22 protein-coding genes are annotated in these 18,871 nt (G+C 58.7%); 13 read left to right on the plus strand and 9 right to left on the minus strand.

Annotated features, from left to right (window positions below; all coding sequences use genetic code 11):
* Positions 1–91: 91 nt before the first annotated feature.
* A complete protein-coding gene (locus JAO85_RS03125) occupies positions 92–2,227 on the plus strand; it encodes a TonB-dependent receptor domain-containing protein (protein ID WP_202787431.1) in 2,136 nt (711 codons plus the stop codon).
* A gap of 62 nt (positions 2,228–2,289) precedes the next feature.
* On the opposite strand, the gene JAO85_RS03130 is transcribed toward JAO85_RS03125, so the two are convergent.
* Both JAO85_RS03130 and pdxH read right to left on the minus strand, forming a co-directional pair.
* Complete coding sequence (locus JAO85_RS03130; RefSeq protein ID WP_202787432.1) at positions 2,290–3,369, minus strand: site-specific integrase; 1,080 nt, start codon at positions 3,367–3,369, stop codon at positions 2,290–2,292.
* A gap of 123 nt (positions 3,370–3,492) precedes the next feature.
* Positions 3,493–4,140 carry a pyridoxamine 5'-phosphate oxidase gene (gene pdxH / locus JAO85_RS03135; RefSeq protein WP_041744111.1) on the minus strand — a complete coding sequence of 216 codons (648 nt, stop codon included), beginning with the start codon at positions 4,138–4,140 and terminating at the stop codon, positions 3,493–3,495.
* A gap of 34 nt (positions 4,141–4,174) precedes the next feature.
* Here pdxH and JAO85_RS03140 point away from each other — a divergent pair, with 34 nt between their 5' ends.
* Positions 4,175–4,789, plus strand: a complete 615-nt coding sequence (locus tag JAO85_RS03140; RefSeq protein WP_039051063.1) for an NTP transferase domain-containing protein — start codon at positions 4,175–4,177, stop codon at positions 4,787–4,789.
* A gap of 143 nt (positions 4,790–4,932) precedes the next feature.
* Here the strand turns inward: JAO85_RS03140 and JAO85_RS03145 are convergent, their stop codons facing one another.
* Together JAO85_RS03145 and JAO85_RS03150 are read right to left on the minus strand one after the other, a co-directional pair.
* Positions 4,933–5,544 carry a superoxide dismutase family protein gene (locus JAO85_RS03145; RefSeq protein WP_039051014.1) on the minus strand — a complete coding sequence of 204 codons (612 nt, stop codon included), beginning with the start codon at positions 5,542–5,544 and terminating at the stop codon, positions 4,933–4,935.
* Between the two features lie 102 nt (positions 5,545–5,646).
* Complete coding sequence (locus tag JAO85_RS03150; protein ID WP_012838349.1) at positions 5,647–6,276, minus strand: gamma-glutamylcyclotransferase; 630 nt, start codon at positions 6,274–6,276, stop codon at positions 5,647–5,649.
* Positions 6,277–6,576: 300 nt separating this feature from the next.
* Between JAO85_RS03150 and JAO85_RS03155 the strand changes: the two genes are divergently transcribed.
* Complete coding sequence (locus tag JAO85_RS03155; protein WP_012838350.1) at positions 6,577–7,101, plus strand: OmpA family protein; 525 nt, start codon at positions 6,577–6,579, stop codon at positions 7,099–7,101.
* Positions 7,102–7,179: 78 nt separating this feature from the next.
* On the opposite strand, the gene JAO85_RS03160 is transcribed toward JAO85_RS03155, so the two are convergent.
* From JAO85_RS03160 to JAO85_RS03170, 3 genes are all read right to left on the minus strand, one after another.
* Positions 7,180–7,707: a nuclear transport factor 2 family protein gene (locus JAO85_RS03160; RefSeq protein ID WP_012838351.1), complete on the minus strand. Its 528-nt coding sequence runs from the start codon at positions 7,705–7,707 to the stop codon at positions 7,180–7,182.
* An 87-nt stretch (positions 7,708–7,794) separates the two neighbouring features.
* Entirely contained in the window at positions 7,795–7,941 is a 147-nt protein-coding gene (locus JAO85_RS03165; RefSeq protein ID WP_164091402.1) for a hypothetical protein, read from the minus strand.
* A 114-nt stretch (positions 7,942–8,055) separates the two neighbouring features.
* Positions 8,056–9,051, minus strand: coding sequence for an AraC family transcriptional regulator (locus JAO85_RS03170; protein WP_034410196.1), 996 nt, complete (start codon positions 9,049–9,051; stop codon positions 8,056–8,058).
* A 176-nt stretch (positions 9,052–9,227) separates the two neighbouring features.
* On the opposite strand from JAO85_RS03170, the gene JAO85_RS03175 reads away from it, so the two are divergent.
* The 7 genes from JAO85_RS03175 (at position 9,228) to JAO85_RS03205 (ending at position 15,707) form a co-directional block, all read left to right on the plus strand.
* Positions 9,228–10,820, plus strand: a complete 1,593-nt coding sequence (locus JAO85_RS03175) for a long-chain-fatty-acid--CoA ligase (RefSeq protein WP_012838353.1) — start codon at positions 9,228–9,230, stop codon at positions 10,818–10,820.
* Between the two features lie 54 nt (positions 10,821–10,874).
* On the plus strand, positions 10,875–11,669 hold the full coding sequence (locus tag JAO85_RS03180) for a crotonase/enoyl-CoA hydratase family protein (RefSeq protein WP_039051012.1): 795 nt from the start codon (positions 10,875–10,877) through the stop codon (positions 11,667–11,669).
* Positions 11,670–11,710: 41 nt separating this feature from the next.
* A complete protein-coding gene (locus JAO85_RS03185) occupies positions 11,711–12,028 on the plus strand; it encodes a DUF485 domain-containing protein (RefSeq protein ID WP_237734676.1) in 318 nt (105 codons plus the stop codon).
* On the plus strand, positions 12,025–13,593 hold the full coding sequence (locus JAO85_RS03190) for a sodium/solute symporter (protein WP_039051011.1): 1,569 nt from the start codon (positions 12,025–12,027) through the stop codon (positions 13,591–13,593). Before JAO85_RS03185 ends, JAO85_RS03190 begins: the two co-directional genes overlap by 4 nt.
* A 24-nt stretch (positions 13,594–13,617) precedes the next feature.
* Positions 13,618–13,848, plus strand: coding sequence for an acyl-CoA dehydrogenase (locus tag JAO85_RS25790; RefSeq protein ID WP_039051010.1), 231 nt, complete (start codon positions 13,618–13,620; stop codon positions 13,846–13,848).
* 70 nt (positions 13,849–13,918) lie between these two features.
* Complete coding sequence (locus JAO85_RS03200; RefSeq protein WP_039051009.1) at positions 13,919–14,128, plus strand: hypothetical protein; 210 nt, start codon at positions 13,919–13,921, stop codon at positions 14,126–14,128.
* A 55-nt stretch (positions 14,129–14,183) separates the two neighbouring features.
* Positions 14,184–15,707, plus strand: a complete 1,524-nt coding sequence (locus JAO85_RS03205; protein ID WP_039051008.1) for a CoA-acylating methylmalonate-semialdehyde dehydrogenase — start codon at positions 14,184–14,186, stop codon at positions 15,705–15,707.
* Between the two features lie 266 nt (positions 15,708–15,973).
* Here JAO85_RS03205 and gloA read toward each other — a convergent pair whose 3' ends face one another.
* Both gloA and JAO85_RS03215 read right to left on the minus strand, forming a co-directional pair.
* On the minus strand, positions 15,974–16,423 hold the full coding sequence (gene gloA, locus JAO85_RS03210) for a lactoylglutathione lyase (RefSeq protein ID WP_039051062.1): 450 nt from the start codon (positions 16,421–16,423) through the stop codon (positions 15,974–15,976).
* Between the two features lie 73 nt (positions 16,424–16,496).
* Entirely contained in the window at positions 16,497–16,775 is a 279-nt protein-coding gene (locus JAO85_RS03215) for a hypothetical protein (protein ID WP_202787433.1), read from the minus strand.
* A gap of 143 nt (positions 16,776–16,918) precedes the next feature.
* On the opposite strand from JAO85_RS03215, the gene JAO85_RS03220 reads away from it, so the two are divergent.
* The 3 genes from JAO85_RS03220 (at position 16,919) to JAO85_RS03230 (ending at position 18,870) form a co-directional block, all read left to right on the plus strand.
* Positions 16,919–17,137 carry a hypothetical protein gene (locus JAO85_RS03220; RefSeq protein WP_202787434.1) on the plus strand — a complete coding sequence of 73 codons (219 nt, stop codon included), beginning with the start codon at positions 16,919–16,921 and terminating at the stop codon, positions 17,135–17,137.
* A gap of 133 nt (positions 17,138–17,270) precedes the next feature.
* Entirely contained in the window at positions 17,271–17,483 is a 213-nt protein-coding gene (locus tag JAO85_RS03225) for a hypothetical protein (protein ID WP_202787435.1), read from the plus strand.
* Positions 17,484–17,649: 166 nt separating this feature from the next.
* Complete coding sequence (locus JAO85_RS03230) at positions 17,650–18,870, plus strand: replication initiation factor domain-containing protein (RefSeq protein WP_202787436.1); 1,221 nt, start codon at positions 17,650–17,652, stop codon at positions 18,868–18,870.
* Position 18,871: the final 1 nt, after the last annotated feature.

Consider the following 18,871-nt stretch of genomic DNA (forward strand, 5'->3'; position numbering starts at 1 on the left):
CGCTTTGTACACAAGCACTACAGGCTGTTTTTATTGAATTTCGTGCGCACTTTTGACCGCCTGCGTGCGCACGGTCGTTTGTGGAACTGAGATGTCTCAACGTTTTTTGAATTCTTCCGCCCATTCCTTGCACCGTTCTTCCAAGTCGGCTCTGGCCCGCGCCATCGAAGCGCTGCAGCCGGCAGGGCGCGGGCTGGCTCTGGGTACAGGCCTGGGCCTGCTGGCCTGCTCACCTCTGGTCTTTGCGCAGTCCGATGCGGCCAAGCAAGAGTCCAGCCTAGCGGAGGTGACCGTATCGGCGACCGGCATGGCCGCCGGCGATATGGCCACGCCCGTCCAGGTGCTCGGTGAAGAGGAACTGCGCCTGCGCCGTGCCGCGACCCTGGGCGAGACCCTGGCGGCCGAGCCGGGCATCAATGCCAGCCATTTTGGTGCGGGAGCCAGCCGCCCCGTGATTCGAGGCATGGATGGCGCGCGGGTCTCCGTGCTCAGCGATGGCTCGGAGTTGCTCGATGCCTCGACGGTCAGCCCCGACCATGCGGTGACCACCGAGCCGCTGCTGGCCAATCAGATCGAAGTGCTGCGCGGCCCTTCAGCTTTGCTCTACAGCCCCGGCGCCATGGGGGGCGTGGTGAATGTGCTGGACGGCAAGATTCCGACCCGGGTGCCTGAGAAGGGCCTGGAAGGTTCGGCTGAGGTGCAGGCCGGCACGGCGGCAGGCATGTCGGCCGGGGCCTTCTCCCTGACCACGGCCACGCCGCTCAAGAACGATAACGGCCAGTTGGTGCTGCATGCCGAAGGCGTGGCCCGCAACGCGGGAGACTATCGCGTGGGCAGCGGCTGGGGCCAGAGCAAGGTTCCGGGCAGCTTCAGCCGCGGCAACACGGGCAGCGTGGGCCTGTCCTGGGTAGGCAATCAGGGCTATCTGGGCCTGGCCTACACGCGGCAGCAGGCCAAGTACGGCTTGCCAGGCCATCAGCACAGCTTCGAAGGCTGCCACGCACATGGCGATCATCTGCATTGCGGCTCCCATGATGGGCATGACCACGACCATGATCATGAGGAAGGCGGCAGTGTGCCCGTGGTCGATCTGACCAGCGAGCGCTGGGATCTGCGCGGCGAATGGCGCAAGCCCACAGCCGGCATCGCCGCACTGCGTCTGCGCGGGGGCCTGACCAATTACCGCCACGACGAGATCGAGGATGGCAGCGTGGCCACTCAGTTCAGAAACAAGGCCCATGACCTGCGCCTGGAGATGGAGCATGAACCCATCGCCGGCTGGCGTGGCACGCTGGGTCTGCAAACCCTCAAGCGCCGCTTCAGCGCCACGGGCGAAGAGGCCTATGTGCAGCCCACGGATACCCAGCGCCACAGCCTCTATCTGCTGGAGGAATACCGCTGGCAGGATTGGAGCTTTCAGGGAGCCTTGCGCCACGACCGCCAACGCGTGGAGGCCGAGCTGAGCAACGAGCGTCGCAGCCACAGCGCCACTTCGGCGTCGCTGGGCACGGCCTGGAAGTTCCAGCCCGGCTATAGCGCATCGGCCTCGTTCACCAGCGGCAGCCGCATGCCCACGGCCGAAGAGCTGTTTGCCAACGGCCTGCACATGGCCACGGCAACCTACGAAATCGGCAATCCCAATCTGTCGCGCGAGCGCTCACAGGCGCTGGACCTGGGCCTGGCCAAGACGGCCGGTGATACGACTTGGAAGCTCAATGCCTATCACTACCGCATCAAGGGCTATATCTACGGCGCCACGCTGGATGCTCACGAAGGGTTGCAGCTGCTGCAATACACCCAGGGCAATGCGCGCTTTACGGGCTGGGAGGCTCAGCTGAGCCAGCGCCTGAGTCGCGAGCTGAGCCTGAGCGTGTTTGGCGACGGCGTGCGTGCGCGTCTGGAAGATGGCTCTGCGCTGCCACGCATTCCGGCATTACGTGCCGGCTTGCGGGTGAACGCGCGTCTGGCCGGCTGGGACACCATGGCCGAATGGACCCAGGTACTGCGCCAGAACCGCACGGCTCAGTATGAAACCCAGACGCCGGGCTACGGCATGCTGAACCTGGGCGCGAGCTACCTCTGGAAGAGTGGCGGCAACCAGTGGCAGTTCTATGTCAAGGGCCAGAACCTCACCAACCGTCTGGCCTACGCTGCAACCTCGTTCATCAAGAGTGCAGCCCCGTTGACGGGTCGCAATCTGGTGGTCGGTCTGAGAATGGATTTCTGATCCGGCTTCAGCTGAGTTAAGCAGCATCTGGCCCAGGTCTGGGCCAGGGTCGGATGCCGTGGCTATAGATAGTGCTGCAAATGGCGCAGGGAACGTGTGCTGTCCACGCCGATCCTGGCAATCACTTCCGATTCGGGCACGCCGGCGCGCAGCCATTGCACGATGGCCGTGTTGCGCAAGACCTGCGGCCCTACGCGCTGCAGCGGAAATTTCTGGCTGTCCTCGGGCTGGGCCTGATGGGCGCGCTGAATGATCTGCGAGGCCACATGGAACAGCATGCGTACCGACAGTTCGCCGCCACGGCGCGAATAGAAAACGATATGGTTGCCGTCAATCACTGACGGCCCGCGCTGTGCGGCGCTGAATCTTCTCCAGCTTTGCAGGGCCTGAGCCACGGAGTCGGGCAGCTCAAGCAGCCGTTGCTGAGCATTTCTACCGCCTTCTATCTGCAGGTGGCGGGGCAGGGGCGACTCTCCGTTCGCAATGCTCTCCGAGCTGCCAAGCCAGACCTGATCGGCGCTTGAAAGCAGGTTCTTCCAGAGCAGGCAGCGCACTTCCTCGGGGGCCAGAGCCAGCTCGTAGAGCAGCAACACAATGGCGCGGTCGCGTGCGTCCTGATAGCCGTCGGCGCTGGGAAAGTGCCTTGGCAGTGACTGCCAGAGCAGGGGAGGCAGACAATGGCCCTTGCCGTCCTCAGAGGGAGGGCGTTCAGCCGGCTCGAGACCGGTTGCTGGGTTGGCGCTGATCCAGCCGTGCTCCATCGCATGATCGTAGATGCGCTCCAGCAGCCGCCAGTAGCGGCGGCGGGTGACCGGACTGATCTTGCGTTCTGGGTGGTGGTGCGCACGCTGGCCATCGCGTATCTGCAAGAAGCTCTGCACATCCAGCTCGGTTGCCTGATGCCAGGGCTTTGAAGAACGTTGCCTGCGCGCAGGGCGCTCCTTGCCAGAGATCGGTGCCTGCCCGGACAAATGCATCAACCAGGCCTGCCAGACCTTTTCATAGTTGCCGTCAGGAGAGGTATCCAGCGCATCCCAACTCTTGCTGCCCTCATGCTCGAGCCAGTCGCGAAACAGCTGGCTTCCTGTTGGCAGAGTGGATGGGTCTGGTGACTGCAGATCCGGAATGTCTATATCTTGCATGCGATGATTTTAATGTAACTTACATGAAATATTCATCACTACCAATAAGAATACATTCACTCAACCGCAAGCCTAAAGTAATCAGCGAGGAGGGCGCTTTCCGTCGCTGCGCCCTCCCATTTCTCAGGGCGCCAGTCGTTCACGAATCCAGTGTTGACCTTCCTGGCGGTAGCTCAGGCGGTCATGCAGCCGGCTCTTGCGTCCCTGCCAGAATTCCCACCGCTCGGGCACCAGACGGAAACCGCCCCAGTGGGGAGGCCGGGGAGGGTTGAGCAAAAACTGCGCGCTGTATTTGGCGGCGTTGGCCACCAGCACGCCGCGGCCACTGATGACCTGGCTTTGTGGACTGGCCCAGGCCCCAATTCTGGAGTCAAGCGGGCGGCTGGCAAAGTAGGCATCGCTTTCTTCGGCACTGACCTTTTCCACACGGCCTTCGATGCGCACCACGCGCTCCAGCTCTACCCAGTGAAATTGCAGGGCAGCGAATGGATTGCCCGCCAGTTGCAGGCCTTTTCGGCTGTCGTAGTTGGTGTACCAGACAATGCCACGCTCGTCATAACCTTTGATCAGCACAATACGCGTGCTGGGTCGCAGGTCACCGCTCACGGTCGCCACAGTCATGGCATTGGGCTCGGGCACCTGGGCTCGCACGGCTTCCTGCAGCCATTGGTCGAACTGCTGCAGGGGATTCTGGTTGGAAGCGGATTCGCTCAGCTCTGCGCGTTCATAGCTTTTGCGCAGATCGGCAATGGATGAAGATAGGCTGCTCATGTTCACATTGTGCCGCGCAGCCAAAGCCGGCGTTATGCTCGACAGCAATATGAATCAAGAAGTTTTGCGCGCTCCCTCAATCGCTCCAGGTCAGCCTTGCGTGCTGGTTCTTGCTGCGGGCAGAGGCGATCGATTTTTCGCATCAGGCGGCTCAAGCCACAAGCTTCAAGCCATGCTGGGCCAACAAACCGTTTTACAGACCACTCTGGCTGCAGTGCAGGCCTCCGGTCTGCCCTGGTATCTGGAACGCGGGCCGCACCCCGGTATGGGCGACAGCATTGCGGCGGCCGTCAAGGCCACAGCCGGCGCCAATGGCTGGCTGGTCCTGCCTGCAGATTTGCCCTTGATTCAAGCCAGCACGCTGCAACAACTGGCTTTGCAGCTGGCACAGCTGGAGAGTCGTGAGCTGCGTGTGATCCAACCTTTTTATCAGGGCCAGAAGGGCCATCCTGTGGCTTTCAGTCGTGCAGCTGCGAAGGAACTTGCTGAGCTTAGCGGCGATCTGGGCGCAGCCTCCATCGTGCGCAACGCGGCGGAGAATCAGCGTCTGCGGCGCTGGGACTGCGATGACATAGGCTGCGTGCTTGATGTGGACACCGTGCAGGCCTTGGAAGAGGCGCGCAGGATCTGGCAGGCGCGCAATTCTTGATTGTCTAGAAGCCCCTGAGGGAGGGCCTGACGCGGTAGCCTTTGAATTTGCCGAGTTCGTCTATCAGACAAGCCCCGGTTCCGGCTGCCTGGCCTGGTCCTTGAAATGCACGCCCGCTACTCATTTTTCAGGCGAGCGCAGGCTTAAGCGCCGCGCTCGATCACGGCACAAGCCAGGCGCGCGCCTGAATTGCCGGTGGGCTGGGTCGTGTAGTCATCCGGATCGTTGTGCACGATCAGTGATCGACCCAGAATGCCGTTGCTGCCTCTATCCAGCTTGAGTTCCTTGCTCACAAAATCGATAGTCGCCACGCCTTGGGTATCAGCATCCAGGCTGGGCAGGTCACCGATGTGATGGGCCTTGCTGTCGCCGAATTTGCCATGCGCCTGCTGTCCAGGGTTGAAGTGGCCACCGGCGCTCAAGCCGTCGCCGCTGGAGCAGTCACCTTTTTCATGGACATGAAAGCCGTGCTCGCTATTCGGCGCCAGCCCTTCCACGCGGCCTTTTACTCGCACGCTACCGTCAGGCTGTGGGAAGAACTGCACAGTGCCCGTTACCTGGCTGCCCTTGGTGGCTTCCAGACGTGCAATCGATTGAACGCCTTTGTTGAGAGTTGCTGCGGGAGTCGTCTCCGAAGAAGAGGGCGCGGCCGTGTTGCTGGTCGTGGAGCAGGCTGTCACGGCCAAGCTTGCTGCAAGCGTCAAACCTGCCCAGGCAGGGCGCGAAAAGAGGGCGGCAACACGGTTGGGGAACATGGCAGTCTTTCCGAAATCAAAAGGCCATTGTGCCCCGGATCGCCAGAATTTCAAGCTTTCTTGCTCTGCAGACCAATACAGTAGAGCGATGTTAGCTACGTTTCAAATAGCAGCAGCAGATGGGCAGCTGGCTTGCTGGAAGTCCGCATAGGCCAGCAAGCGCTTGAGCGCCTTGTCGTCGATGCCCAGTCGTTGCAGCTCCTCAAAAGTGGCCTGTGCATAGTCCAGCGTTGTGCCATATATGCCCTGGGCCTGAGAGAAGATGCGCCGGTATTCATCCGGCGCCAGCTCGCCGGTGTGGTGCGGGCTTTGGCGCGAGAGCGTGAATGCAAGGGCCCTCACGGCACCATGCGGCGTGCGGCAAGGCAGCCAGCGCGGGTCATAAACGGCATTGGGCATCTCACGCAGCCAAAGCTTGCGCATCACGGTATCGCCTTGGTTGCGCGGAATACGGAAGGCCATGCCCTGGCAACTGCCGCCCGAGAGCATGCCAAACACCAGGCCTGGAATTTGGGGCGTGCCACGGTTGATGGTGCTCCACATTTTGAGGGCACGATGCCAGCCATGTACATGGGCCGAACGGCGTTCACTGAAGTCGAATTCGGGACGCCAGATCAGGGAGCCATAACCAAAAATCCACAAATCCTCATCGCCTCCCCACTGCGCCAGAGCCCGCTCCAGCATCTGGTCGGCATCACGCATGGAATGGTTCAACAAGGGCAGGGCGGACATGGAAACTCCTCAAACCGGATTCAGGACTGAATTGACTTTGATATATAACGCGCGGGAGCGCCGTCGGTGCACCTGTACGCACGCGAAGGCGTAAAAGCAACGCTTTCCCGCAGTGAAACGTCCGAGATTTGAATCTTTTTTGCGATTGCAGCCGCAGCCGCTATTAGGGCGTTTCACGGCAAACCTCTAGAATGCCTGGTTTTGTCGCTTTGTGAGCCTGAAGCATGTAGCCGGCCGCAAAGCGTCATGAATACAGGTTTCGTACTTTCATAATCACCCGCAAATACGGAGATTTCATTCATGTCCTTCAACAGCTCTGACGACGATAGCCAACAACGCTTTGCCCTGGGTTTTCTGTTTGCCCTGATCGCTCTGGTTGTCTCCACCGTCGTCGGCACCGTCGTCTATAAGCGCGGCATTTCCCATGCTCCCAAGGCCGAAGCAGCCGTGTCCGCACCCAGCGCGACCAACGTGCCTGTGGTGGTGGTTGAAGAAACTGCCCGCGTGATCGTGGAAAACGGTGTGGTCAAGTTCTACTTTGTCTCGGGCAAGGCGGAAGTGGCCGCTGGCGCCAACGAAGCGCTGAGCGATGTGGTCAAGGGAGTGGCCGAAGGCAAGCGCGCTGTGATCTCCGGTTTCCATGATGCAACCGGCAGTGCTGAAATCAACGCCGAACTGGCCAAGCAACGTGCGCAAGCCGTGCAGGCCGCCCTGGTGGCACTGGGCGTGGCTGAAGACAAGGTCGAGCTGAAGAAGCCCGAGCAAACTCAGGCGGATGGCTCCAACGCCGAAGCTCGCCGTGTGGAAGTGATTCTGGCCGACTGATAAACCCAGTTCTCTTGCACAAAGCCCGATATGGCATTCGCTGTATCGGGCTTTTTAGTATTTGCAGCAGAGCAAGGATCAGTTGTTTTCAATGAATCCAGTTGCCGGAGGCTTACCCAGGGCAATGACTCTTTCAATGCCGCCCCCATCGACCTGGCGCATGACAAACGATCTCCGCGCAAAGCGCATGGAACGGATCTGCCAGCACCCGTTGATGCGCTCGTACTCATCGCTGTACTGACCTGAGAGATTGACGATGGTGCGTTCCTTGACATTGATCTGGCAGAACTCCAGATCCCACAAGCCTTTCGCACTATCAGCTCCCGTAAAGCTGATCTGAGGGTTGTGGCCGTGGTGCATGTCCTGGATGGACGGGTTGGCAACCGCCAGCCTGGTGAAGGTTTCCACCCATTCTTCGCGATCCGTAAAAGCCGGAAAACCATCGGCCTCGATGACTGCGCCATGCTCCACAAAGCACTCACGCATGGCATTCGGCTGCTTCTGATCGCAGGCTCGCAAGTACCGGGCCTTTAAAGCCTGTATCGACTGAATATCCTCAAGATGCTGCAAACGCTGCTGGAGTTGCTCCAGAACCGAGTCACTCATTGCCTGTCTCCTGATTGGTGTTGGAGTACTGAGTCTTGAGTGCAGGCCAATAACTGAAAACCCATGTTTGGACGATAGGTAGTCAATTCAGGCCTGAAAAATCAGGAACTGGCACAGATCGCCAAGGACATTGCCGCCAATACGGTCGGGACCATCGTCCATCGCCTGGTAACTGATGGTCAGTGTGTGGCCTGCATCTGCTGGTGCTGCACCGGGCTCTCTGGTGGGCTCCATCTGCCGCTCGATGCGGACATGAGATTCACACTGTGAAAGCCTGCTCTCTAACAGCGGTTGGGACAACAGGCCACAACGGTACGCAGTGGCGGGCTTAAGACTGCATGGCTGACGTCATGGCTTGGTTACTTGGGAAATGCTTCGCTGCGCAGTCCGGTATGTGCCCGGAGTCATACCCGTCCAGTGACGAAAGGCGCGGTGAAAAACAGCAGGAGTGCTGAAGCCCAGGGCATAGGAGATCTCAGCCAGAGAAACGTCGTTACGTACAAGGTTCAGGATGGCCAAGTCCCTGCGCAGTTCATCCTTGATGCCCTGGAAGGACAGACCTTCCTCTTGCAATTTGCGGATCAATGTTCGCGAGGACATGTGCAGTCGGCTTGAAACGTCGTCCAGCGTTCTTCCCAGATCTGCGTGCAACAACTCGCGCACTTTTAGCCGTATAGCGTGTTCGTGGTAGGAGGTGAAAATCCAATCGCGGGGTGCTCGTGCAAGAAAGGTCCGTACGTCAGCAGCACTGCGTACGGGCCGGATTTTCCCTAGCTCGGCACCAAAGGTGATCTGCGAGTGCTTGCCATCGAAATCAATGGGGGCCGGGAACAGGATCGGATAGTCGGCGGCAAAGGAGGGACGCGGAAATGCGAGCCCCACGCTGTAAACAGGAACTTCCCGGCCGACGAGCCATGAAACGATGCCGTGCGTGAGCTTCAACATCAGTGCGTGGCCGAAGCGGTTCACCCTCGCCTCGGGTGAACGGGGGATCAGGTCCAGGCGCAGTGTGGTTTCAGCTTGTCCAAAATTCAAGCGATAGTCGTCCAGCAGCAGGTTCCAGAACTGTGTGAAGCGATATAGCGCCACATCGATTGTGGGCGCATCCATGAGCACCCGGATGATGTATTTCAGGGAGCCAGTTCGTATGGGGCGGCTCCATAAACCCATCATTTCATCGCCCGTTGCGCCAGCGCTTTTCTGATAAAGCCCAACGAGCTGATCGTGTGTGAGCCGAGCGCCAGGGTGGCTGATGAATTCCTTGACTATTCCAGCCTCTTTCAGGCAGCGATCCAAAGCTTGTTCGGAGCAAAGCGCCCGCAGGCTTTGCAGCAGATCCTGCACCAAATCGAGTGAAACAGTTGCTGTCGAGGTACCTCTGCCATCCTCTGCATCCGCTTGAGGCCATTCCAGGGGATCTGGTGCGATTGTCACTTTTTGCATGTTTCAAGTCGCCATTGGCAATTGGATGGGGAGCGCCTTGTACCTATTCTCTGAATAAAGGAAAAGGAGACAACGACATGGAACGGCTTGGAAACATGATGCGCATGCCGCTGCTTATCAGTTCAATCCTAATGTATGCCATTGAAAATAGCGGAGATCAGCAGATTTTAACGGCACTTGACGATGGTGGGTTGCACACGTACTCGTACCGTGAATTCGGTGAAAGAGCGATGGATCTGGCCATCGGCATGACGCGGCATGAAGTACAGCCAGGTCACAGGGTGGCGACATTGGCATGGAATACCTATCGCCATCTGGAAATCTACTATGCCACGGCTGGTATCGGCGTGATTTGCCACACGGTTAATCCGCGGCTGAGTCGTGAGCAAATCACCTTCATCATCAATGATGCGCAGGACACCGTTCTGTTCTACGACGCGCAATTCACAGAGTTGGTCGATTTCTTGCGCCCTCAGTGCCCGTCAGTGGCGCATTGGGTGCTGTTGAGCGAAGGTGCAGGTGGAGGAAGCGCTGGGGACAACTACGGCTCCTGGCTTGGCAACGACACCCGTGGCTTTGAATGGCCGGTCTTTGATGAAAATACCGCGTGTGGGCTGTGCTACACGTCCGGCACCACTGGAGCGCCGAAGGGGGCACTGTACTCCCATCGATCAACTGTGCTGCACGCCTACGCGTCCAGCCATCCCAACGCCGTCGCCATCTCGGCCAGAGATGCCGTGATGCCATTGGTGCCCATGTTTCATGTCAATGCTTGGGGTTTGCCGTATTCAGCCTTGATGTCCGGGGCCAAGATTGTCTTGCCGGGATCGAACATGCAGGGGGAGCGCCTGTACGCTCTGTGCGAGCGAGCAGGGGTGACGTTGTCGGCCGGCGTTCCAACTGTATGGAAAGGCGTGTTGGACCATGCCGAAAGCCACGGACTAGCCTTCAGCACGCTCCAGCGCATCCTCATCGGTGGCGCGGCCTGCCCGCCTCACATGATTGCGGCTTTTGGCGCCCGTAATGTCTCGGTGCGCCATGCCTGGGGGATGACGGAGGTGTCCCCCCTGGGAACGGTGTGCCAATTGCTTCCCCAGCATGCGTCGCTGTCTGGCGACGAAGCCCTGCAGGTGCTGGCGTCGCAGGGGCGGCCCTTGTTTGGTGCGAGATTCAAGGTGGTGGACGATGCTGGCAATCGATTGCCCCACGATGGAGTTTCAACTGGGCACCTGATGGTTCAGGGCAACTGGGTCATCTCTCGCTACTACGGCAAGAATGAGCCCGCGATCGAAGACGGATGGTTCTGTACGGGAGACGTCGGCAGCATGGATGCGGACGGCTACATGCGCATCACGGATCGCCGCAAGGATGTCATCAAGTCAGGCGGAGAGTGGATCTCATCCATAGAGATTGAAAACATCGCGATGGAAGAGTCCGGTGTCGAGTTGGCAGCCTGCATTGCCGAGGCCAACGAAAAGTGGGGTGAACGCCCGGTGCTGTTCGTCGTGCCTAAGGCGGGCGCGGAGCGGTCGGCCGAACGGATTCTTGCGCGCTACCAAGGGCGTGTGGCGAAGTGGTCCATTCCCGACAGGGTGGTGTTCATAGATCACATGCCGATGACGGCCACCGGAAAGATCCAGAAAACAGCGCTGCGTGCGCTGGCGACGTGATCCGTCCCTATCCCCATTCGTTACCCATTTCACCGCTTGCAAGGAGTTCTTTCTATGTCTACCCCTCTTTTGCTGACATCCGAGCAGGACGACGTCGGCATCGTTACCCTGAACATGGAGCACAAGCGCAATGCGCTGAACGAGGAAGCGATTGCGGCCATCGATGCCTATTTTTCGGCTATTCCCAGCCATATCCGCGTCGTCCTTCTAATGGCCAAGGGTGAGCATTTCTGTGCCGGGCTCGATTTGAAGGAGCACCATGACAAGGAGCGCAGCGGCGTTGAATTCATGCGCGTGTGTCAGGGCTGGCACCGCGCGTTCGACAAGATCCAGCATGGCGGCATCCCTGTGGTCGCTTGTTTGCAAGGCGCCGTAGTAGGCGGTGGGCTGGAACTTGCCAGCGCGGCCCATGTCCGTGTGGCCGACAGCGGCACCTTCTTCGCGTTGCCCGAGGGCACACGTGGCATCTTCACTGGCGGCGGTGCCACTGTGCGCACGGCGCGCATCATCTCCGCCCCCCGCATGGTTGAGATGATGCTCACGGGCCGGGTCATCGATGCGCACGAAGGCCGTCAACTCGGTCTGGCCCACTACGTCTGCGACTCCGCCAAGGGCGATGCACCAGCCTCTGAATTGGCACTTTCCCTGGCGAAAAAGATCGCTGGCAACGCGGCGCTGTCCAACTACGCCATCGTCAGTGCCATCAGCCGCATTGCGGACATGTCGGCCACGGATGGTTTGTTCACCGAAGGGCTGGTCATGGCCATGATCCAGCAGGGGCATGACGTACAGCAGCGCCTGGGCGAGTTCGTCAACAAGAGGGCGCACAAGGTGCAACTGGGCCACTGATTCTGGTCGCCTGCCGACCCGCGACAACAACGGAGACAAGCATGCTATCGAATGAAGAAATATGCCGGCGGCTGCCCGGCCACCCTGGCTACGAACAACTCAAAACCCAGCGCCGCCGCGTGGCATTTGCCTTTGCCAGCGTGTGCCTGGGACTGTGTATGGCCTTCATTCTGGCTGCAGTGATGTCGCCTGCCAGTCTGGCCGTGCCTTTGAACCGCGAGGGAACGCTTACCAGCGGCGTGGCATGCGCCACCGGGCTGATCGCGTTGTCATGGGGGCTAACGGGCATCTATATCCACATTGCTAATATACGCTTCGACGCTCAGTGCACGCGGCTGCTGTCGGGGTTGCAAACATGAATACGCAGGCCATCCTGATCTTCGCTGGTTTTGTCGCCATCACGCTAGGCATCACCTACTGGGCATCAAACCGCACGCGTTCCACCTCGGATTTTTACACTGCAGGTGGCGGTATCACTGGGACCCAGAATGGAATGGCAATCGTGGGCGACTACATGTCTGCAGCCACATTGCTGGGTATCTCCAGCTTGGCATTCTCCAACGGCTTCGACTCGCTGATCTACGCGGTGTGTGCCTTCATGGGCTGGCCCATGATCATGTTTCTGATTGCTGAGCGCCTGCGCAACCTGGGGCGCTATACGCTGAGCGACATCGTTTCCTACCGCTTGGATGAGCGCAGTACGCGCATCTTCACCGCGATCAGTTCGCTGACCGTGGTGCTGTTCTACCTCATTGTGCAGATGGTTGGCGCCGGACAGTTGGTGCAGCTACTGTTTGGCATCGACTACACCTATGCCGTCATTGCCGTTGGTCTGCTGATGATGGTGTATGTCGTTGTCGGCGGCATGGTTGCAACGACCTGGGTGCAGATCATCAAGGCCGTGCTGATGCTGGGCAACGGCATCGTGCTGATGGTGCTTGCTTTGCGCTACTTCAATTTCGACTTCTCGTCCTTATTGGCGGCTGCTGCCAACAATCATCAGGCTGGCGAAGCGATGAAAGGGCCCTGGAAGCTCATGGCGAATCCGATCTCCGGCTTGTCACTGGCCGTCTCCCTAGTCTTTGGCATTGCGGGCCTGCCTCACATCATGATGCGTTTCTTCACCGTGCCCAATGCGCGCGCGGCCCGCAAATCGGTTTTCGTCGCCACAGGCTTGATGGGCGCGTTCTTTGTGATCATCTGCTTTCTGGGTCTCAGTGCAATGGCCATCCTGCCGAACTACCCCGCATTCTACGTGGACGGCAAGGTGGGCGGTCCTGTGCTGGGGGGCTCAAATATGCCCATCATGCACCTGGCGACCGCGCTGGGCGGCAACTTGCTGTTCGGCCTGCTGGCTGCCGTATCGTTCGCCACCATTCTCGCGGTGGTCAGTGGATTGACACTGGCCGGTGCCTCCGCTATTGCGCATGACCTGTATGCAAAGGTCTACAAGAACGACCGTGTTTCCCCCAGTGAGGCCATGCGCGTGAACCGTCTGGCCTCCATTGGCATCGGCATGGTAGCCATCGTGCTGGGCCTGCTCTTTCGAGATCAGAACGTGGCTTTCCTGGTGGCCCTTGCCTTCAGCATCGCTGCATCCGCCAACTTTCCAGTGTTGCTCATGTCGATGTACTGGCGCAGCCTGACGACCCGTGGTGCCTTGGCCGGTGGCCTGGTAGGGCTGAGCGTGGCTCTTGCTTTGGTAGTGCTCTCGCCTGCGGTATGGGTGCGCATCTTCCATTTTGCCGCGCCGGTATTTCCCTATGACTACCCCACACTGATTTCGATGCCGTTGGCATTCGTGGTGATCGTCGTGGTATCCATCATGGACCGCTCACCGCGCGCCGCGCAGGACAAAGCTGGGTTTCCTGCGCAGGAGGTGCGCGCGGAAACCGCCGTAGGCATTGCCTCTGTATCTCATTGAACGTACGGAAGATAAAGCAAGGACATGACTTACCAAGACCCCATTGACGACATGCTGTTTTGCATGAAGGAACTTGCTTGGCTAGACGCAACCGCGCGACTGCAGGGGCTGGAAGAAGTCATGCCGGAGACGGCCCAAGCCTGCGCCAAATTCACCCAGATAGTGATCGCGCCGCTGAATGCAGCTGGGGGACAAAACCCCGCTGCCTTGGCCGATGGCTCGGTGAGCACCTTGCCCGGCTTCAAATGGGCTTAGCTGCAGTCGATGGAAGAGGGTTGCAGCCCCCCGCCTTTGGCGGCCAAGGTCTGCCCAGCATCGGCGCGGCATGCACGGAAATGCTCAACAGCGCCAGCATGAGCTTTGCATTGTGTCCGCTGCTGCCAGCAAGGTCATGTTGGCGCGCCAGAAGATAGATATGGCCTTCCTGAGCACAAAGATCGCCACATCGCACTTCTTACACCATCCGCATCCTTTCGGCTTGCGCGACATCGTCATCGAAGCCAATGAAAGCACGCTGGCGTGTGAGTCTTTCTGAACACAGGCATTCGTCATTCGACGGGTTTCTTTTTCCACCGAACAGGAGTTTCACCATGACTGACATCAGTAACAGAACGGAAATCGCCCACTACATAGGCGGCGCTCACATCTCTGGCAACAGCACGCGTAAGCAACCCATATACAACCCCGCCACCGGCGCCGTTAGCCGCCAGGTGCGTCTGGGTACGGCTCAGGACGTGGAGGCTGCCGTTGCTGCTGCGCAGTCTGCATTTCCGCGGTGGGCGGACACCCCGCCCATACGTCGCGCGCGCGTGCTGTTCAAGTTCCTGGAACTGCTGAATCGCAATAAGGACGAACTCGCCGCACTCATCACGGCCGAGCATGGCAAGGTTTTCACTGATGCTCAAGGCGAGGTGGCACGGGGCATCGATATCGTCGAGTTCTCATGTGGAATTCCCCAACTCCTCAAAGGCGACTTTACCGATCAAGTCAGTACCGGTATTGATAACTGGACTCTGCGCCAGCCACTTGGCGTCGTCGCTGGTGTGACACCTTTCAATTTTCCCGTCATGGTGCCCATGTGGATGTTTCCCGTGGCCATTGCCGCCGGCAATTGCTTCGTGCTCAAGCCTAGCCCCATTGACCCCAGCCCGAGTTTGTTTATCGCCGATCTGTTGAAGCAGTCGGGCTTGCCCGACGGCGTGTTCAACGTTGTGCAAGGAGACAAAGAGGTTGTAGATGCGCTGCTGGAGCACCCTGGCGTGAAGGCGCTGAGCTTCGTTGGCTCTACCCCGATCGCCAACTACATCTATGAAACCGGTGCGCGCCATGGCAAGCGCGTGCAGGCGCTGGGAGGTGCCAAAAACCATATGGTGGTGATGCCAGATGCCGATATCGACCAGGCAGTGGATGCACTGATCGGTGCAGGCTATGGTTCAGCGGGGGAGCGCTGCATGGCCATCTCTGTCGCAGTGCTCGTAGGCGACGTCGCTGACAAGCTCATGCCCAGATTGGTGGAACGAACCAGAGCATTGAAAGTGCTCAATGGCACCAATTTGGCGGCAGAGATGGGCCCCATCGTGACTCCTGCGGCGCATGCGCGTATCAGCAGCTATATCGAACAAGGCGTTAAGGAGGGGGCACAACTGCTCGTCGATGGCCGTACCTTCCTGGGCGCTGCTGCCGGAGAGGGGTGCGCCAACGGCTTTTGGATGGGAGGCACGTTGTTCGACCAGGTTAAGCCGGAAATGAGCATCTACCGGGAAGAGATCTTCGGCCCCGTGCTGTCATGTGTTCGAGTCGCTGATTTCTCCGCCGCAGTGCAACTCGTCAACAAGCATGAGTTTGGCAATGGCGTTGCATGTTTCACCCGCGATGGCAATGTGGCTCGGGAATTCACGCGGCGTATCCAGGTTGGCATGGTAGGTATCAACGTACCCATTCCGGTGCCCATGGCCTGGCACGGCTTTGGGGGGTGGAAGAAGAGCCTGTTTGGTGATATGCATGCCTATGGGGAGGAGGGGGTGCGCTTCTACACCAAACAGAAATCCGTCATGCAGCGTTGGCCCGAGAGCATTGGCAAAGGCGCGGAATTCGCCATGCCAACGGCCAAATAGGTAGAGACAACATCCATTGCCAATGACTCTGAAGACAAACAGCTGCATGTATTTCGCAATGCTGTAGACGTGCGTCTCGTCTTGTTCGATCTCGAGCGTGCGGTCAACGATTTCCTAGCCGTTGGTGACGCAAGCCAGTGACAGTTCCTCGGTCAGGCGGAATCCAGGTGATTCTCGAAAAATCGCATGTGGTCGCGGGCGTTGCAGGCCTTCCATCACTGGATAGAAAAAAGCCTACTCGCGTAGGCTTTTTTATTGCTCACCTGCTACGCGCTGCGTAGCGGATCGATTTTTTTGGCGTCTGAGTGGCGTTCTTCGCTGTAATCGTTTGACTTTTTTTGTATTAATTCGATCTTGTAGCCATCAGGATCCGTCACAAAAGCAATGATGGTACTGCCGCCTTTGACGGGGCCTGCCTCACGGGTCACATTACCGCCGGCGGCCTTGATCTTCTCGCAGGCGGCATAGGCATCGGGCACACCCAGAGCAATATGACCGTAAGCCGTGCCCATGTCATAGCTCTCGGTTCCCCAGTTGTAAGTCAGCTCAATTTCCGCCTGGCCTGGGTTACCGCCTTCGAAGCCAAGAAAGGCCAACGAGTACTTGTACTCGGGATTCTCGGACGTGCGCAGCAGTTGCATGCCGATGACGTTGGTGTAGAAATCAATAGAGCGCTGGAGATTGCCAACGCGCAACATCGTGTGGAGGAATCGCATGGTCACTATTTTGCCAGCAGGTTTGGAGCTGTATATGAACAAGGGTTGGTAGATTGCTCTATTGGAATGATATTTAACATAATATACAGAGTCGGCGCGCCTCAGCCAAAAGGGCAGTGCGAACGCTTGGTGTTTTGGCCTGCTCTGCGAACTGATCCAGCACCAGTGCTTCCGGCTTTTCGCCAAGCAAGATGGCCACTTTGACGGCTGCCGGCTCATCAAAAGTTTGGCGCTTTCCGCTCTTGTAGTTGCTCAGTGCAGCACGCGACAAACCCAGCTCCTGAGCAGCTTTGTAGTCGCTTTCCCAGCCCTTTTTTGCCTTCAAGATTTCAATCCATTCGTAGGCTTTCATGACTGCTCCATGTGATTCGTGATGGGGTAAATGTAGTTTTCTTGTTGAAAACGTCAACACTGTGAAAATAAACCTGTCAACGCTACGTTGACGGTTTTCGGTGCGTTAACTATTCTCCGGCCAATCCCACATAGGAGCGGCCAATGTCTCAAAACACTTCCCCGGATAACGTCCCCGGCGCCACAAAAGGCACTGCCGATAGCCTGGCCGCTCCCGGTCGTGTCGGCGCTGGGGGCACCAAATTGCGCGCCTTTGCTCAACGCTACGCCGTTGAGCTGCTGTTTGTCCAGCTCGTTGCGGTGATCTTGAATGTTGCGGCCCTGGGCCTGAGCGTCACAAAGCTGCTGGGGGTCTGCGCATGAGCATGCAGATTCTGGTTTTCTGTGCGTTCGCGGCTGCGCTTTGTCTGGTCTTGTTGGATCCCGCGCGCATGTTTCCCGTGCTTTTTGTCTCTTCCGTCCTTGTGGGACTTTGCTTTTTGGCTGGGGTGATCGTATGAGCCGGAATCAGAACGAATGGCGCTCCATTGCCGACTTCCTGACCCGCCAAAACCTGCACCTCGTGCTGCAAGCGCGTGAGCGTGAAGCCGGCGCCCAAGCGCAAGCGGCGGCAGGCCAGCGGAGCGCCGCCGCCGCTGCGCTGGGCGCAGCTCAAACCCTCCCCGTTGGTAATCACGGGGAGATCGTTGCCAAGGGAGTGAGCCTGTGAAAAAGCGCTTCACTGTTCGACGCTCAGTCGGCCTCACTCCAGTAATTGCCGAGCGTGTGAAAGCTGTTGCTCGGTTCGAGTCTCGTTCCTTTGAGTCTGCATTGCGTCTTCTGGTCTGGGAAGGGCTGCGATCGCGTGAATCACTCCAGAAGAAAGGGGAGCGCTGATGACACGCCCCTCTCTGGTTCTCGATGGCAATGAGGTCAAGCTGCGTTTGCAGGCCGAGCGCACAAAGTCCTCAGGCGCTGTGCATATTGACTGGCTGCGCTTCACCACAGACCTGAAACATGCACCGTTCCCCACGCTGGAAGTGCTGTTCCCCACGCCTGTACAGGACTCGCTCCTGAATCCGCGCAGCATCGCTGAGCTGGATATTGAGCAGTACCGACGCATGAAGCTGTTGCGCATCCTGCGCGACATGCCAGACCAGGACTTTGCAGCCAGTGCTCAAGCGCATGCCTTGGCGCAAAAGGTCTGCAAGGCTCTGGGCCCTGATTTCAGCATTGAGCCCGAAGTCAAAAAGGGCCATGACTTCTACCGCTTCCGGTGGTCGATCGTGCGCAATGACGCGGAATGCGCATGGGTTGGCTTCCTGGCTTCGGGCGAAAGTCCACGCCAGCAAGCCCAAGCCAAGACCATTCACGCCAATGTCTACGGCTCGGCGTGCACCTTCGCCCGTGGTGACTGGCGCCACCGCATGGCAAACCTCATTGAAGAGGTCAACGGAAAAATCACCCGCATTGATTACGCCCTCGACTTCTTCGACGGCATCAGGGGTGGCCTGGAGCGCATTCGCGATGACTGGCACGCCGGCCTGATGGATGTGAATAGTCGCAGGCCCAAGGCCAATACCGTTGGCCCATGGGTCGATGGCGGTCGCGGTCGCTCCTTCTACTTCGGTAGCAAGGAAGCGGGCAAGCAAACCAACGTCTACGAAAAGGGCGTGCAGCTCTTCGGCGAGCTGGATGCAACGCATTGGGAGCGTGTGGAACTGCGCTACGGCAACAAGCTCCGCGACTTGCCAGTAGACATGCTGCGTCGTGCTGATGACTTCTTTGCAGGTGCCTCGGACTGGCATCAAAAGATGCTGGCAGAGCACGGCAAATACGCCGAAGGAGAGGGCGTCAAGGTGCGCTCAAAACAGGCTGTCCAGACCGTCAAGGCTGAGGTCACCCGCGCTGTGCGCTGGCTGACGAATACCGCTGGTGCAAGCGTAGCGCTGGCCTTTGAATTCCTCGGCCAGGACGAATTTCTAGAAATCGTCACAGGCCGCAAAAAGCCGGGGCGTCTTGCCAAGTTTTCCGACTCAGAAATCAGCGCCGCATGTGCGTCGCTGCATGCCAAAGTTTTTCAACCCAAGGTCCGTTCTGTCGGACTGGCCCACTAAA

The organism is Comamonas sp. NyZ500 (genome assembly GCF_016772095.1).
Taxonomy (GTDB): domain Bacteria; phylum Pseudomonadota; class Gammaproteobacteria; order Burkholderiales; family Burkholderiaceae_C; genus Comamonas; species Comamonas thiooxydans.

Bases quoted from the DNA above. Each gene is read 5' to 3' on its own strand.
- JAO85_RS03200 (WP_039051009.1), top strand. From the start codon at position 13,919: ATGCACGGAAATGCTCAACAGCGCCAGCATGAGCTTTGCATTGTGTCC.
- JAO85_RS03125 (WP_202787431.1), top strand. From the start codon at position 92: ATGTCTCAACGTTTTTTGAATTCTTCCGCCCATTCCTTGCACCGTTCT.
- JAO85_RS03190 (WP_039051011.1), top strand. From the start codon at position 12,025: ATGAATACGCAGGCCATCCTGATCTTCGCTGGTTTTGTCGCCATCACG.
- JAO85_RS03150 (WP_012838349.1), bottom strand. From the start codon at position 6,276: ATGTCCGCCCTGCCCTTGTTGAACCATTCCATGCGTGATGCCGACCAG.
- JAO85_RS03225 (WP_202787435.1), top strand. From the start codon at position 17,271: ATGAGCCGGAATCAGAACGAATGGCGCTCCATTGCCGACTTCCTGACC.
- JAO85_RS03130 (WP_202787432.1), bottom strand. From the start codon at position 3,369: ATGCAAGATATAGACATTCCGGATCTGCAGTCACCAGACCCATCCACT.
- JAO85_RS03180 (WP_039051012.1), top strand. From the start codon at position 10,875: ATGTCTACCCCTCTTTTGCTGACATCCGAGCAGGACGACGTCGGCATC.
- JAO85_RS03145 (WP_039051014.1), bottom strand. From the start codon at position 5,544: ATGTTCCCCAACCGTGTTGCCGCCCTCTTTTCGCGCCCTGCCTGGGCA.
- JAO85_RS03140 (WP_039051063.1), top strand. From the start codon at position 4,175: ATGCTCGACAGCAATATGAATCAAGAAGTTTTGCGCGCTCCCTCAATC.
- JAO85_RS03220 (WP_202787434.1), top strand. From the start codon at position 16,919: ATGTCTCAAAACACTTCCCCGGATAACGTCCCCGGCGCCACAAAAGGC.
- JAO85_RS03155 (WP_012838350.1), top strand. From the start codon at position 6,577: ATGTCCTTCAACAGCTCTGACGACGATAGCCAACAACGCTTTGCCCTG.
- gloA (WP_039051062.1), bottom strand. From the start codon at position 16,423: ATGCGATTCCTCCACACGATGTTGCGCGTTGGCAATCTCCAGCGCTCT.
- JAO85_RS03165 (WP_164091402.1), bottom strand. From the start codon at position 7,941: ATGGAGCCCACCAGAGAGCCCGGTGCAGCACCAGCAGATGCAGGCCAC.
- JAO85_RS03185 (WP_237734676.1), top strand. From the start codon at position 11,711: ATGCTATCGAATGAAGAAATATGCCGGCGGCTGCCCGGCCACCCTGGC.
- JAO85_RS03175 (WP_012838353.1), top strand. From the start codon at position 9,228: ATGGAACGGCTTGGAAACATGATGCGCATGCCGCTGCTTATCAGTTCA.
- pdxH (WP_041744111.1), bottom strand. From the start codon at position 4,140: ATGAGCAGCCTATCTTCATCCATTGCCGATCTGCGCAAAAGCTATGAA.
- JAO85_RS03215 (WP_202787433.1), bottom strand. From the start codon at position 16,775: ATGAAAGCCTACGAATGGATTGAAATCTTGAAGGCAAAAAAGGGCTGG.
- JAO85_RS25790 (WP_039051010.1), top strand. From the start codon at position 13,618: ATGACTTACCAAGACCCCATTGACGACATGCTGTTTTGCATGAAGGAA.
- JAO85_RS03205 (WP_039051008.1), top strand. From the start codon at position 14,184: ATGACTGACATCAGTAACAGAACGGAAATCGCCCACTACATAGGCGGC.
- JAO85_RS03230 (WP_202787436.1), top strand. From the start codon at position 17,650: ATGACACGCCCCTCTCTGGTTCTCGATGGCAATGAGGTCAAGCTGCGT.
- JAO85_RS03160 (WP_012838351.1), bottom strand. From the start codon at position 7,707: ATGAGTGACTCGGTTCTGGAGCAACTCCAGCAGCGTTTGCAGCATCTT.